Origin of the sequence: Muriicola sp. SD30 (assembly GCF_041205185.1) — a bacterium.
GTDB lineage: Bacteria > Bacteroidota > Bacteroidia > Flavobacteriales > Flavobacteriaceae > Muriicola.
The window spans coordinates 980,293-995,429 of the sequence record NZ_JBGEWB010000001.1; the positions used below are offsets into that span (position 1 = coordinate 980,293).

At 44.6% G+C, this 15,137-nt stretch carries 9 protein-coding genes; 5 read left to right on the plus strand and 4 right to left on the minus strand.

Features of this window, described 5'->3' with window-relative positions; translation table 11 throughout:
* Positions 1-148: 148 nt before the first annotated feature.
* Positions 149-1,396 carry a site-specific integrase gene (locus AB8P51_RS04405; protein WP_369747541.1) on the minus strand — a complete coding sequence of 416 codons (1,248 nt, stop codon included), beginning with the start codon at positions 1,394-1,396 and terminating at the stop codon, positions 149-151.
* A gap of 567 nt (positions 1,397-1,963) precedes the next feature.
* A complete protein-coding gene (locus tag AB8P51_RS04410) occupies positions 1,964-3,907 on the minus strand; it encodes a helix-turn-helix domain-containing protein (RefSeq protein ID WP_369747542.1) in 1,944 nt (647 codons plus the stop codon).
* A gap of 192 nt (positions 3,908-4,099) precedes the next feature.
* Here AB8P51_RS04410 and AB8P51_RS04415 point away from each other — a divergent pair, with 192 nt between their 5' ends.
* Complete coding sequence (locus AB8P51_RS04415) at positions 4,100-4,798, plus strand: hypothetical protein (RefSeq protein WP_369747543.1); 699 nt, start codon at positions 4,100-4,102, stop codon at positions 4,796-4,798.
* 105 nt (positions 4,799-4,903) lie between these two features.
* On the opposite strand, the gene AB8P51_RS04420 is transcribed toward AB8P51_RS04415, so the two are convergent.
* A complete protein-coding gene (locus AB8P51_RS04420; protein ID WP_369747544.1) occupies positions 4,904-5,317 on the minus strand; it encodes a hypothetical protein in 414 nt (137 codons plus the stop codon).
* 204 nt (positions 5,318-5,521) lie between these two features.
* On the opposite strand from AB8P51_RS04420, the gene AB8P51_RS04425 reads away from it, so the two are divergent.
* From AB8P51_RS04425 to AB8P51_RS04440, 4 genes are all read left to right on the plus strand, one after another.
* On the plus strand, positions 5,522-6,652 hold the full coding sequence (locus AB8P51_RS04425; RefSeq protein WP_369747545.1) for a glycerate kinase: 1,131 nt from the start codon (positions 5,522-5,524) through the stop codon (positions 6,650-6,652).
* A gap of 124 nt (positions 6,653-6,776) precedes the next feature.
* Complete coding sequence (locus AB8P51_RS04430) at positions 6,777-8,879, plus strand: DUF5916 domain-containing protein (protein ID WP_369747546.1); 2,103 nt, start codon at positions 6,777-6,779, stop codon at positions 8,877-8,879.
* 43 nt (positions 8,880-8,922) lie between these two features.
* Positions 8,923-9,660, plus strand: a complete 738-nt coding sequence (locus tag AB8P51_RS04435) for a PHB depolymerase family esterase (RefSeq protein ID WP_369747547.1) — start codon at positions 8,923-8,925, stop codon at positions 9,658-9,660.
* Between the two features lie 46 nt (positions 9,661-9,706).
* Entirely contained in the window at positions 9,707-11,818 is a 2,112-nt protein-coding gene (locus AB8P51_RS04440; RefSeq protein ID WP_369747548.1) for a thioredoxin domain-containing protein, read from the plus strand.
* Here the strand turns inward: AB8P51_RS04440 and AB8P51_RS04445 are convergent.
* The gene (locus AB8P51_RS04445; protein WP_369747549.1) at positions 11,775-15,101 is read right to left on the minus strand and encodes an FG-GAP-like repeat-containing protein; all 3,327 of its coding nucleotides are present in this window, start codon (positions 15,099-15,101) and stop codon (positions 11,775-11,777) included. The two genes, AB8P51_RS04440 and AB8P51_RS04445, sit on opposite strands and share 44 nt — an antisense overlap.
* Positions 15,102-15,137: the final 36 nt, after the last annotated feature.

Sequence of the window (15,137 nt, forward strand, 5' to 3'; positions counted from 1 at the left end):
GACTGTCCCATTTCCCGTCTTTTATAGTGGTTTCATTAATTGACCTTTTATAGGACACTTTTATCAATAACCCTTCAAGTAAAAATTTAATAGACGATTAAATTTATCATATTCTTCCGGTACTATATCTAGGCTGCACATTTATACTCTAGCATATCCGGAGATGAGGATAGGAAGTAGGTTTTAGGGGCAGAAGTAGCTCGGAAGCTTTGTCTAATATCGAACTATCTAATTCTTTTAGATACGCTTGGGTAACTTCCAAATTTTGATGCCCTAATGATTCACTAATAACATCCGTGGCTACTCCCTTTTGTTTAAGGCAATTGGCAAAACTATGACGTGCTACATAGCTGGTCAAGGTTTTTTCAATCTGGCAATGATATGCGATTTGTTTGAGATCCATATTGAATATCTTCAGCGTTTGTTTTTTCGCCCTTTCGATTTCAATAGGAGTAAGGTGGTCACTTTTAAGCAAAGGAAATACATAGCTGGTTCCTGTAGGCCGAATACGGTAATAATCCAATATTTCCTTAACGGGGGGCAATATCTTTATTTTAAAATTCCCTTTGGTTTTCAAACGTGTATATTGAATGATACCATCTTTGATATTGCTCCATTTCAATCTCATGATATCGGCGAAATTCATTCCCCTTGTATAAAAGCTAAAAAGAAAATAATGACGGCTATCAATAAGTTCAGGATACTTGGAAATAGGCATATTCAATATTTTATAAATCTCACTTATTTCCAAAGCCCGCTTAGCACTCTTGCCTTTGAGCCTTGATATTTTATACTTTTTGAAGGGGTAATTGTCGGCAGAAGTCATGTCCCTTTCTATCGCGATATTGAATACGGTTCGTATGCAGCGCATTCGAACACTTATACCCCCATCACTACCGCCGCGAAAACGAAGGAACCCTTCAAACTTTGATAGAAATGCCAAATTGACGTTTTCAAAATTCAATCGTGTACTACCATGAAATTTTTGGAGGGTAGAAAATGCATCTTTATGACATCTGGCACTGCCAGTTCTTCCAGCAGTCAACATTTCGGAAATCAAATCATCCCAAAAATAAAAGATGTTGTTTCCATTGGGATTCGATCTCACCCTGAACGCATGTTCGAAGTCAGAAAGAGTAAAACGTTCATTTTCGGTCTTAAGATTTAGATAAACGCGGTAAGCCTTGTCCTTAATGTTAGAAAGTAGCCTGTTTTTTTGAATATAGTTAGGGCTCCTTTTAGTAAATATTTCGGAGTTGGCATCCCACTCATCCGGAAAGGCGTTGAGAATAGTCTTGAAAAACTTTGATTTCCTATCCTTGGTCACACGCAGGTAAATCGGAAAAGATCCGTTGATGCGATTTTTTTTTCTGAGAACAATTTTTATGCTTGCCATGAGTTTGAAAAAAGTGGTACAACATAGGTACAACAAAATGCCTTTTAAATATACTTTAAAGGAAAATCAAAGAAAAATATATTTTCATAAAACATTGATAATCAAATAATAAGAAAATATATGACGCTAAATGAATATTATTTTTCGCTTCTTCTAAGCAGACGGTCACAGGTTCGAATCCTGTCGCGATCACGAATAAATCAAAAAAGCAAGCAAAATATAAAGCTTGCTTTTTTATTTTGTGACTTTTTTGATTTTCAGCACGGAGTGCTGTCAGGATCACGAGCGAAGCGAGTAATCCTTTTGTTCAGGCGGAGCTTTGTCGCGATCACTTAAAGCGCATCGCGCTTTGCCGGTTTGTACCTGCCTGCCGGCAGGCAGGTTTTCACAGGGGAGTGCCAAGGATCACTGCAGGTAATCCTGTCAATATCCCAAGTAATAAAAATAAAAGCAAGGGTGGTAACTCTTGGATTTTCTACCTGCCTGCCGGCAGGCAGGTTTTCAAATGGGAATGCAAAGGATCACTGTAAGTAATCCTCTTTATTTCCAAATAGGAACTTTGTAGTATCAACGAATGGCGACGTCTCCCTCATCTGCATTTAGGCTTTTATCCCAGGCGGGATCCCAATCCCCCTCCGACTTTAAGTATGCGATGACCTCCGCCCGCATTTGCTGCATTTCTTTTTCAATATCGTTGTAGAGTTCCAGGAACTCCGGATTATTTTCAAAGGCGGCATACTTCGAACACTTTAAATTTCTGTAAAAGGCCAATCTGTTCTTCTCCTTAAAAAATGTTTGCCTGGCCAGACTAATAAACCCATCTAAATTATTTTGCAGATAGAAACAATCCAATGGATCAAATTTCTTGCCCATGGAATTTCTATCGTAAAACTTCTCATAATAGGAGCAAAGGAAATCAGCAAAGACATCAGCCTTAGGGTGTTCTTCTTGCATTCGCAATACTTCCACATAGGTCTTGATAGATTCTATATCCGAGTTCCGGATACATTCAGGACCGGAATTTCCTGTCTCAATGCTGTCATATAGACCGGTAAATTGGTCTAACAATATCCGCTCTGATTTCTCAGCATCACCATTTAAAAGATATACCTTCGCTATTCTGGCCAGGGCCAGATCTTCCTGCAGGCCCTTGTTCACTTGCCAGATGATGGTCAGGTCTAACGCATCTTCGTACCTGCCTTCGGCGATACAAAGAGCAAACGCAGGTTCGTAGGTATAATAGGTATTTTCCGGATATCGTATTTGGATCAGCTGACTGTATTTTTTAGCCATAGGTAACAGGTCCAGGTCAAGTGAGATCATGCTGTTCCAGTACATATAGCCATACAAGAAGGGAGAAACCTTCAGTGCTTTATGAAAATTCTTAAAGGCCTGCACATGTCCGTCCCTGGAACTCTCAGCCAGAAACAATGACTTGAAATATAAGCCTCCTGGTCGATCGCTGTTAATGATGACCTCCTCTATCATCTCCATGGCCCTTTCTCGCTCATTCTTTTTCCAGAACAGGTCCCTGGCCAATATGGTTTTATAGAAATAATTCTGCGGCTCCAGGGCCGAAGATCTTATTAAATGAGCATGAGAGGCTTCGTACTGGCCCAGGCTTCGATACACCTGGTACAAACGATAATGCGCCCTGTCATTTTCCGGATCTTTTTCCAATACGTTTTGGAAAGCTCCGATGACCACGGAGGAATCCTGGGGAAAAACCCGGTTCTTCCAGGCCAGATCTGCATTTGCCAATAGTACCTCCGGACTTTCCGGGTCTAGTTCCATGGCCCTCTGGGTATATTTTTTCATCATCTTGTCCCTTTCCTGCTTTTTCAGGCTGCCGTAATAGTACCATTGTCCATACAGGAAGGACAACTCGGCATAGGCTTCGGCAAAGGACGGATCGAGGGCAACAGCCTCCTCCAGCAAGCCAATGGCCTTGGGCAATGAACTGTCCTTTCTTTGCTCTCCCAACTCCCGGGCTTCAACATATAATTTGTAGGCCTTCAGGCTTGTTCTGCGGTTGACAGATAAATCGACAGTATTTTGCTTTTCAGATTTTGAGCCACCAAGAGCGCCTGCAGACCAGAAAGCCAGGATGAGGATTGCTATGGCACCCAGAACAAGAGGAATAGTCCTGTTTTTTGTTTTTGGAATTTTCTCAGATTTTGCAACATTTCCATTCTGTTTGGAAACACTTGGGGAATAGCCATAATAATCTTTGAAAGCGGTGGAGAAATAGGTTGGGCTGCTAAAGCCGACCATATAAGCGATCTCGCCAATGGAATAGGATTCGGTTTTAATAAGTTCCAGGGCCCTTTCCAGCCTGATCTCCCGGATAAACTGGCTGGCCGACTTATTCTCAAACTTCTTGATCCTCTTGTATAGCTCAGAACGGCTTACCCCTAATTCCTTAGCGAGCATCTCCACCCCGAACTGAGAATTGAGAAGGTTGTCTAAGACGATCTCCCTGGCCCTGGAAATAAAGTCTGAAGCATTCACGAGGTAGAAGTAAATTAGGTACCTATTAAAGTTAAGGGATTCGCCTGATTAATAAAAATGTAACTCATTGAAAGTGAATGACATCATAATTTAAAACCTTAAAAAAAATTTTAAAGCATCGGCCACATGGTTGAAATGCTCTTTTTCTGTTTTTAGGGAACTTTAATTCACAACCTTAAAAACACTCGCATTATGAAAACTAAAGCACTGGTTTCACTGTTTACAATTTTCTTCTTTTTTTCCTGTTCAACAGAGGAAGAATCCGACCTCCAATTAAATGACATGCAAAATCTGCAAACCCAGCACCCCCTGGCAGGCATGCTGGCTACTGAAAGTGGCAGGCAGTCCCTGGCTTACCTCTTCAATACACAAAACACGGCTAAGGGAAATGGCAATGGCGTCATCTTTATCAAAAACGGAGCTGATTATGTAGCTTGCGGCGGAGATGACAAAAACCTGGTCTGTGTGTATGAGATCGAAGACGGGTTTTACAAATCGCCCATCGATGTCCACATCCTGCCCAATGGAGAGGCACAGTTCAAGGCTCAATCAAAGAATTTTGCGGTAGAGGTATATACCCTGCCCAACTTTGACCTAATCTATTCTAACCTCTGTATGGAGGAGTTTGAAGGGAATCTGCATATCAACGTGAAAGGGACCTTTGAATTGATCACGGATGATCCCTTTGTGGATTTCGATTATTACACCTTTGTGGAGGCAACTTCTGCAAACAATATGCAGATTACCACAGCAGTAAATGATGCAGTTCGCAATCTGGATATTGATCTTTTAACCTGGGATTGCGTTGAGCCTACCTCAGAGAAAAAATTAAAGGTCACCAGTTTATTTAAGAAAAATGGGACTCAGAATTTCAAGATTAGAGGTTTGTAGAAACCCGGGAGATTATCCGGCCGTATGGAAAACAGGATCAATAAATAGAAAAAGTCCACCTCCGTGGACTTTTTAAATTAATTCATAGTAGGAACCAACTACAATCTAAGGCCTTTCCCACCCAAAATGTTCCTTTACCAAGGCCTTTACCTGATTATCCGTCATACTATCTGCTGTATCAACGGCCTTTACTTTAGCTGCTATTTCAGGATGCTTTTCAGACAATTCTTTGGCAAATTTTTCCTTCACTTCTGCAGGTCCGAAAACTGATATCACATCTGCATTTTTGACGGCGTCGGCCAGAGTGGTAAAATAATCGCGCATCTGATGCTTCTCTCGCTCCAGATACTTACTATCATGAACTACCTGTTGCGGGCCCCAGCGGGTCTTGGAACGCGATCCCCCGCGTACATTAAACGATTCCAGTTCTGATGCTATCGTTTTAAAGTGCTCTTTTTCTCCCTCCAAGGTGACGATATGTGCCTTTTCCTTATCTATCCAGATTCCAATTTTTTTCATGGCTGTAAATTTTAATTCAAACTATATTCCGCCTCCTGTTCAAGGCAATAAGTCAAATTACAACTTATAAATTGAGGTTAAAATGATAATTGTCAGGCAGCCATGACAATTGATCTATTCTTTTTATCGAGCTTATCCAACTATTGATTATTTTAATGCGATGGATAGATTGAAACTAATATCTCTTTCTAAGCTTTTCGTCCTATGAAAAAAATGGTGCTTGCCCCGGATAAGTTTAAAGGTTCCCTCACAGGCCTGGAATTTTGTGAGGCCGTTGAGACCGGTTTGCGAAAGGTATATACGGAACTTGAAATCATCAAATCTCCTCTGGCCGATGGAGGCGACGGCACCATCGAAGTGGTTCGCTATTACCTCAATGCCGATACCGTTGAAGTAACCGTAAACGACCCCTTATTTAGACCAATCCAGGCATCCTACCTGTATTCGCCCTCCTCCGGAACCGCCTATATCGAAATGGCCGAAGCTTCTGGCCTTAAAGTATTGCAGGACTATGAAAGGAACTGTATGCAGACCACAACCCTGGGAACAGGACAACTCATAGCAGATGCCATTGATAAAGGTGCTAAGGAGATTATTCTGGGTATTGGCGGCAGTGCCACCAATGATGCCGGAATGGGAATGGCCACTGCCCTGGGTTTTCAATTTTTAGACGAACACGGAAATACGCTTAGTCCGGTTGGAGCTAATCTCATCCATGTCGCCAGCATACAAACCTCTGAAGTGATTCCCGCACTAAAAGATGTACTATTTAAAGTAGCCTGCGATGTGACCAATCCATTCTATGGCCCCACCGGCGCAGCCCATGTCTATGCCAGGCAAAAGGGAGCAACTAATACAGATATAGTTGAGTTGGATAAAGGATTAAAAAGTTTTGCTTGGGTCCTTAAGGAGCATTTTGAATTGGATGTTCAGAAAATTCCCGGGGCAGGGGCGGCCGGGGGTCTGGGAGCTGCTGCCTGCGTTTTCCTCAATGCGGAACTCGTCTCGGGGATTGAGCTGGTCAAGGACCTGGCAGATTTTGACAGCAAAGTAAAAGGGGCCGACTGGATCATTACCGGGGAGGGAAAACTGGATGATCAGACCTTGTCAGGCAAAGCCATACAGGGAGTCCTTGATTCAGCTAATAAATTTGGAATTCCGGTTGCAGCTTTTTGCGGTAGTATTGAGATATCCGAAAGCTCGGCTGAGAAATTAGGCTTGGCCTACTGGGTTTCCGTTTCCCGTGACATGCCCAATTTAGAAGAAGCTTTTAAGCATAGTTATACCAATGTGGTAAAAGCTGCGGCCGATTTTGCCGAAAAACAGCTCAAATAATACATCAGTATTTAGGGCAGATTCCCGTATCTTTAGTTTCAACTTCACATGAAATTACCTGGTGTTCCGAAACCTCTTTTTTATTTTTTTCTTCGCAATCTTTAGCAGTATTCTACACGCTCAGGTGGAGGCAAGACCCTCGCTGGCGGCCGGGAGATTTCAAAGAGAGATCAGGATTGACGGCCTGCTCGATGAGGAGGAATGGAAGAATGCCCCCGTACTTGACAGCTTTCTTACAACGGTCCCTGAGGAAAAGGGAACTCCTTCTGCCCGTACCCTGGTGAGGGTACTCGTCGATGAAAGAGCCGTGGTCATTGGAATCCAATGCTTTGATTCCGAACCCGATAAAATCGTGCGTTTTTCCAAGCTTAGGGATACGGATATTTCGGAAGAAGACCACTTAAAAGTAGTGATCGATCCCTTCCTTGACGGCCAATCTGGATATATCCTGGCCGTAAATGCCAATGCAGCGCGTTACGATGCCCTGGTCTCCAACAGGGGCGAGTCTGAGAATGAGGACTGGGACGCTATCTGGGAAGCCCGAACAAGTATTAATGAAGAGGGATGGGTGGCAGAGATCCGATTGCCCATCCAAAGCATCTATTTTGATAAAAGCCTCAATGAATGGGGGTTTAATGTGGAAAGGCGCATTCAACGGAATCAGGAGACCATCCGCTGGGCCAATGTACAGCGCGATCAATTCTTTGGGCAGACTAGCCGGGCCGGCTTACTCACCAACCTGCCGGTCTTCAACTATGGCATAGGCGCAAATATCAGGCCCTCCCTTGTAGGGGCCATGAATAAGGTTGGGGAAGACGGGGCCGCCGTGGTAGATATGGCAGCAAGCCTTGATGCCAGTCAGAGGTTGGGTGCCAATGTGCTGGCTACGCTTACCGTAAATACGGACTTTGCAGAAACAGAGGTAGACACCCGTCAGACCAACCTCACGCGCTTTCCGCTCTTTTTTCCTGAAAAAAGGACATTCTTTCTCGAAGGTTCCGACATATTTGAATTTGGTTTTGGAACGGGAAACAGGACCGTTCTCCCTTTCTTCAGTCGGAGGATCGGGCTCTTTGGAAGTAGTCAGGTCCCCATTATGTTCGGGGGTAAAATAAACGGTAGAATAGGGAATACAGCCTTTGGAGGGCTGGGGATAAGAACAAACTCCTTTGATGAAGATGGGACCTCTTATGACGCTACCACCATGGGGGTCATGCGCGTTCGCCAGAATGTCTTTAAAGAAAGTACAGTAGGTATGATCACCTCAATTGGTGATCCTCTAGGGAGGGAAGGAAGCTTTATGTCGGGCCTCGATTTTACCTACCAGACCACCCGTTTTAATGGTAACAAAAATTTTATTGCCGGCGCCTGGGCCTTGTATACAGACCGGGAGGATCTCACTGACGATCGCTCCGCTTTCGGTTTTAAGGTAGACTACCCCAATGATAAATGGGACCTTTCCTTAACCTATGCACGGATCGGTGAATTCTTCGACCCTTCCCTCGGCTTTGTTCCGCGAAAGGGCATTCACTCTCTGAGGATAGGCTCTATTTATGCGCCCAGGCCTGAATGGCCATTGGTGAGGCAGATGTTTTATCAATTCTTTCTCACTTATATCAAAGGTATAGGAGAAGAATGGCAGTCGTATAGCGTTTTTACGGCTCCGATAAACTGGCAATTGGAAAGCGGGGACCGCATCGAAATGAATGTAAGACCTGCAGGGGAAAATATCCTGGTGCCTTTTGAAATTGCAGACAATGTGATCATCCCTGAAGGCAAGTATAATTTTATGAGGTACAGGATTGAGGCCGAGTTTGCACCGAAGAGACGCTTAAGCGGACAGGCTACCTGGTGGTTTGGAAGTTTTTATGACGGTACCCTGGATGAATTGAGACTTGAATTGAACTGGAACCCCACTTCCCTGCTCGGATTCGAATTTAACGGCTTGAGGAATATAGGCAGGCTGCCCTTCGGGGATTTTGATCAAACCCTGATAGGGACACGGATTCGTTTTAATGTTACCTCAGACCTGCAACTCAACAGTTATGTTCAGTACGACACAGACAGCAGAATACTGGGGGTCAATGCGCGTATCCACTGGATCTTTTCGCCTCTTGGAGATGTGTTCCTTGTTTTTAACCACAATACATTTAATGATATAACAGACCGGTGGACACTTCAGAATGAACAGATCTTGCTAAAAGTGCGCTATAACTTTAGATTGTGAATGTGTAACAGGCTTATTTAACGATTAAACGAATAATAATTAAATGGAAACTCTAAAGATGTATAACAACCTGTCACTTAAGATATTAATAGGGGTTTTTCTAATGATATTTTCCTCCTGCAGTGCCCAGAAACAACTCATTGAGGGGGAAGAAGAGACCCTGATCAGGGAAAATCTCCAGTACTATCTCTATTTTCCGAAAACTTATGAAGCGGATGAAGGCAAATTGTTTCCTATGTTGCTTTTTCTCCACGGCGGAGGGGAGTCCGGGGATAGTCTGGCCGTGCTGAAGAAGAACGGACCGCCTAAAATGCTGGCTGAGGGGAAGCAGTTTCCCTTTATGGTGCTGGCCCCTCAGAATCCCCATAAAAAACAATGGTGGAATGTCCGTGCAGTGATGAAATTGCTGGACACAGTGATGACCCAATACCGCATAGATCCAAAAAGGATCTACCTCTCAGGGCTGAGCAGGGGCGGAAGTGCAGCCTGGGAAATGGCGGTACAGTACCCTGATCGATTTGCTGCCCTGGCCGTTGTTTGCGGAATGGCCCCTGTACCTTATGCGTCCTGGATCAATAAAGACCTTCCTATCTGGGTGTTTCACGGCACCGAGGATAGATCCATCCCCTTTTCGGAGTCTGAGGCGATGGTCGCCGCTTTAAAACAAATGGGATACGATGTAACATTTACGGTCTATGAAGGCGTAGGCCATGACTCCTGGATACAGGCCTATCAAACGGAGGCTTTATACGATTGGATGATGAAACAGAAGCTGGATTGAAGATGTGTAAATATTGTATTTTCGTCATTCAAACTGCACTATTATAATGAAGCTGCCTTTCCGTTATTCTTTTCTCCTGATCACAGTCCTTGGTCTGATCTTTTCAGCTTGCAAGGATAAGGCCGATAAAGGGGAAGAACACGCCTATACCAATGCCCTGGTGCATGAGACCAGCCCTTACCTGCTGCAGCACGCGCATAACCCGGTGGATTGGGTGGCCTGGAGCGAAGAAGCCCTGGAAAAGGCCAAGGAAGAAGAAAAACTGATCATTGTAAGCATTGGATATTCTTCCTGTCACTGGTGCCATGTGATGGAGGAGGAATGCTTTGAAGATGAGGAGGTGGCTGCCCTGATGAATGAGAATTTTATCAACATAAAAGTAGACAGGGAAGAACGGCCCGATGTGGACGAGGTGTATATGACGGCGGTACAACTCATGACAGGAAATGGCGGGTGGCCGCTGAACGTAATCCTGCTACCCAATGGTAAACCGCTTTACGGGGGCACCTATCATACCAAGGCGCAGTGGATGGAAGTCCTGAGCGAGGTCAACGCCAAGTACAATAATGACAAGGCCGGGGCCGAAGACTACGCCAACCGGGTGGCCCGGGGAGTAGCTGAGGTCAATTTTATTCCAAAAGTAGCATCAGAACAACCCCTGCCGGATGATTTTCTGGAAAAGCCCATGGAGTCCTGGAAATTGCAATGGGACATGGAAAAAGGTGGAAACCTGGGGCGGGAAAAATTTATTATCCCGGCCAATCTGAATTACCTGCTTAATTACGCCCGACTTGCAGATGATCTGGAATCTGATGTTTTTGTGAAAAATACCCTGGATAAGATCCTTCAGGGTGGGATCTACGACCATGTGGGAGGCGGATTCTTCAGATACAGCACAGACCCATCATGGAAAGTCCCTCATTTTGAGAAAATGCTGTATGACCAGGCACAACTTCTAAGCCTGTATTCCAAAGCTTTCGCCATTTACAAGGAGCCGGCCTATAAAAAAGCGGTACTAGAAACTATTGCTTTTCTCGAAAGGGAGATGAAGGGATCGGATGGGGGCTTTTATGCGGCCATGGACGCCGATAGTGAAGGGGTAGAAGGCGCCTATTATACCTGGAAGGAAGAAGAGTTAAAAAGCACATTAGGAGACGACTTCGCGTTGTTTGCTGAATATTATTCCATTAATCCTGCCGCAGCCTGGGAAGAGGATCGGTATGTGCTTTTTAAAAAGGAGCCCGATGTTGGATTTGCAAAGGCACACGATCTGACCCTTGCCGATTTATCATCCAAGACAGATACCTGGCATAAGGAATTGCTGGAGGCCAGAAAAGAACGTGTTGCTCCACGGAAAGATGATAAGATCATCACCTCCTGGAATGCCTTGCTGATCTCTGGTTTTATAGATGCCTATAAGGCTTTTGGAGATCCGGTATTACTGGAAAAGGCAATTGTGATATTCCAATCTTTAAAGTCATCCGCATTCACAGATGGAAAAGTATTACACTCTTATAAAAAAGGAAGCACTCGTGATGAGGGATTTCTGGAAGACTACGCCTTTCTGGCAAGGGCGAGTTTCTCCCTCTATGCGGTTACCCTGGATACTACTTATCTCGATTTTACGGAAAACCTTATGGGAGAATTAGAATCCCGATTTTCAGATGAGGATTCGGGAATGTTCCGATATAATGAGGGGAATGAGCTCATCGCCAGCATCATCAAGATTGACGACGGAGTGATTCCATCTCCCAATGCGGTAGTAGCAGAGAATTATCTTTTACTGGGACATCTTAAGTACGACAAGACTTACCTTGAAAAAGCCGATCAGATGATGATGACGGTAAGTCAGCGTGTGGGGGAGGCCATAAATAATTATTCTTATTGGGCCGATCTAATCTTATCAAGGGTACATCCTTTTTATGAGATCGTGACGGTAGGGGAGGAAGCTGAATTGCTCAGTGCCGAATTCCACAAGCTGTTTTTGCCAAATGCCCTGGTTGTCGGCAGCCCGGTGTCTAGCGAACTGGCTCTGTTTAAGGACAGGTATGTGGAAGGGGAGACCTATATCTATGTCTGCACCAACAACACCTGTAAACTACCTGTTAAAACCGTTATTGAAGGTTTGCAACAATTGAGGGACTTTCAGGGGAATTGACCTTGACCAGTTGCAGGGAATCGCTGTTCCTCGCAACCAGGACATATTCATCCCCATCTATTTTTATTACCGCCATATCCTTTACATCTCCGGGGGTAAACCATCCGCTGTCAATTCCGGTAACGGTAGTAAACTTACCCTTGCTATTACCTTTTAGGAAAAGTCCGTTGCTGGCATCGTTTCTGGGTGTTTCAACTTCTGAACTGTACAGATTACCTGCGATGACGATATCCAGGTGGGAGTCTCCGTCATAATCGTCTACCAGGATCTGATTGATGCTGGAGAGCTGTGCCATATTCGGCAATTGATGGGAAACGAATCCCTGGTCTGTATTTTCCAGATATACGCTGGCAAATGAGGTAACCTGGTAATGTAAAGCCTCTTCCAGGTATTGTTCGGTATAGACATCCTCCAGGGTAGCGGTTGAAAAGGAGGCATAATCCTCAAATTTTTTCTTGATTCCCGGCATTTGCTGAGAGGAGCATTCGCGCCCGCGAAGCGGATATTTCTTCCCGCCGTTGAAATAACTCAGAACAATATCAGAAGTTCCGCTTTTGTCAAAATCGTGGTAGTAAATGTCAAAGGTCTCCTGTTCATTCGCCTTGTATTTATAATTCAACCCCAGGTTCCCTGCGATATAATCCATATCCCCGTCTGAGTCGAAGTCGCCTTCCTGAATACTGAACCACCAACCGGTAGTACCTGCCAGTCCCACATTTGTGGTCACGCTTTCAAAAGTCCCTTTCTTGTTCTCAAGTACCGTTAGTGGCATCCATTCTCCGGTTATGAGCAGATCCTCCCACCCATCATTGTTGTAGTCTGTCCATATGGCATCGGTTACCATCCCCAGGTCATTGAGGAAGGGAGCTACTTCATCTGTGATGTCGGCAAAGAGTGCTCCGCTTTTGTCGGTACTTATATTTTCCAAAATATAACTGGCGGCTGGCAAGGGATACTGCCCCGGAACAAGCCTTCCTCCAACAAACAGATCCAGGTCCCCGTCCTTGTCAAAATCAGCTGCTTTTACCCTCGATCCACTGCTGAACATCTGCGGCAGTGATTTGGGAGCCTTAACGAGCTGACCGCTACCGTCATTGAGGTAGAGTCGGTCCTGCAGTAATTTTGAACCGGCACTGAATTCATTTCCCCCGCTCACCATATACAGGTCATTGTCACCATCACCCTCGGCATCAAAAATTAGAATACCCAGGTCTTCATAAACACTGTCGCGGGCTACGGAAGGCATCACTTGTCTTTCGAACCCTTCAGCGCTTTTAAAATAGATTCCTGCAGGGTGATTAGCAGCGCCTCCCACTACAAAGTCGTCTTCCCCGTCCCCATTGAGATCCCCAACCCCAATCCCAGGGCCAAACATGGAAGTCTGGTGGGGGAGGAGGATCTCCTTGAGGAAATCGTTGTAATAGTTTTCCTCATGCCTGAAATCTATCCCTAGCATTGCAGGGTCTGCCTTCTTAAAAGGTTTTTCCTGAATGGCAATTTCATTTCTAATCGCCTTCGCGGCTTCGGCATAATCAATTAGCTGCCTACTGTTTGAATTTAATCCGGTGAGCAATTGTTCTTTCCCATCCGGCCAACGTACCAGCAGACTGTCTAGTTGCTCCTGCTGTCCCAAACCGAAATGCAGTTGTGGTGCCACAGACGACTGAAATCCCCTGCTGAGCGTCATTTCCTGAAACTGTTTTTCCCTCTCGCTTATCGCTGTCACCTGTACGCCAACACCAAAAGGATTTTTCTCGGGCCCTTTAAAGTTAAGGGTGAGGGAATTACTGCTTTCTGAGCTCAGGTTTTCAAAAACTGAAGCTAGGTCGTCAATATTATTGGTGATGACCTCCAGGTCGCCGTCATTGTCAAGATCGGCATATACAGAACCATTGGAAAAACCTTCGAAACTAATACCCCAGGTCTGGTTCATCTGGGAGAATGTGAGGTCCTTGTTATTTCTGAACACAAAGTTATCTATGGGTTCTGAAGGAATGGTTTGTGATCTTTCAAGGAGATTATCCATAGGCCTGCCTTCTTTTTCCCAGTTGAGGAAAAAGTCGCGGTTGTTGATTTCTCGCCGCGTCCCGTTGGAGATAAAAATATCCTTCCATCCATCGTTGTCGAGGTCGGCAAATAAAGGCCCCCAGCTCCAATCTGTGGAAGAGACTCCTGCCAGCCTTGAGATATTACTAAAATCAGGCAGGCTGTCATAAAGAAGACCGTTGTTGAGTTGCAGGCTGTTCTGCATGTACTGATAATGGAAACCGGAATTAACAGTAGACCAGAAAAGATCCGGGTTCATACTGGCCATGTTGGCCTTTGACCTGCGGTTTACATTGGCGGTCATGTCTACCTGTAGGATATCGAGCAGTTCATCGTTGTTAAAATCTGCGATATCGGTTCCCATGCCGTAAAAGGCTGTATTCTTGGTTACCTGTCTTACGACTTCGGAAAAAGTCCCGTCCTGGTTATTGACAAAGAGATAATCGGGCGTGGAGAAGTCGTTCGAGACATAAATATCGGGCCAACCGTCCTTATTGAGGTCTCCTACAGTGGCACTGAGGGAAAGTCCAAAGGTCACTAATCCCGCTTCTTTGGTAACATCTGTAAAATAATCTCCGTCATTTCGGTAGAGCTTATCCGTCTCAAGGGGTTTTGGGTATTGTTGTTTAAAGTAATAAAAACTATTAGGGGCATCGAAACGTGTAGGAGGGTAGTTGGCCAGGTACATATCCAGATCACCATCCAGATCATAGTCGAAAAATGTAGCCTGTACGCTGTTCCCGGGATCTGCCAACCCATAGGCTTCGGCTTTTTCTGTAAAGGTATTGTCTCCGTTGTTGATAAATAATTGATTTTCTTTTGTGCCGAAACGACCTCCTACGGAGCAGTAAATATCGAGCAGCCCGTCATGATTTACATCAGCCATAGTGGTTCCTGTATACCATCGATCATCTCCCGAGATACCGGCGGACTCTGAAATATCTTCAAAGGTCATATTTCCTTTGTTGAGGTAGAGTTTGTTGGGAACCATATTCCCTGTAAAAAAGAGATCAATAAGGCCATCATTGTTGATGTCTCCTGCCGAAACACCTCCCCCCATGTAGATATAGGCATAGGTAAAATAATTGAGGGAATCACTTTCTACCAGTCGGTTTTCAAAGGAAATCCCGGTTTGATTCATTTCCAGTTTTCTGAAAATGGGGTCACTTTCCTCTTTGTTAGATGAACAGGATAGTAGAAGTAAAATTGATAATGTGGCTAAAAGAAAACGGTTCATGAAAAAGATTTTGCAGAGAATATAAAAATAGAAAAT

What these genes read in the sequence shown, in the direction of transcription:
- AB8P51_RS04405 (WP_369747541.1), bottom strand. Translation starts at nt 1,396, where the DNA reads ATGGCAAGCATAAAAATTGTTCTCAGAAAAAAAAATCGCATCAACGGA.
- AB8P51_RS04415 (WP_369747543.1), top strand. Translation starts at nt 4,100, where the DNA reads ATGAAAACTAAAGCACTGGTTTCACTGTTTACAATTTTCTTCTTTTTT.
- AB8P51_RS04420 (WP_369747544.1), bottom strand. Translation starts at nt 5,317, where the DNA reads ATGAAAAAAATTGGAATCTGGATAGATAAGGAAAAGGCACATATCGTC.
- AB8P51_RS04425 (WP_369747545.1), top strand. Translation starts at nt 5,522, where the DNA reads ATGAAAAAAATGGTGCTTGCCCCGGATAAGTTTAAAGGTTCCCTCACA.
- AB8P51_RS04435 (WP_369747547.1), top strand. Translation starts at nt 8,923, where the DNA reads ATGGAAACTCTAAAGATGTATAACAACCTGTCACTTAAGATATTAATA.
- AB8P51_RS04440 (WP_369747548.1), top strand. Translation starts at nt 9,707, where the DNA reads ATGAAGCTGCCTTTCCGTTATTCTTTTCTCCTGATCACAGTCCTTGGT.
- AB8P51_RS04445 (WP_369747549.1), bottom strand. Translation starts at nt 15,101, where the DNA reads ATGAACCGTTTTCTTTTAGCCACATTATCAATTTTACTTCTACTATCC.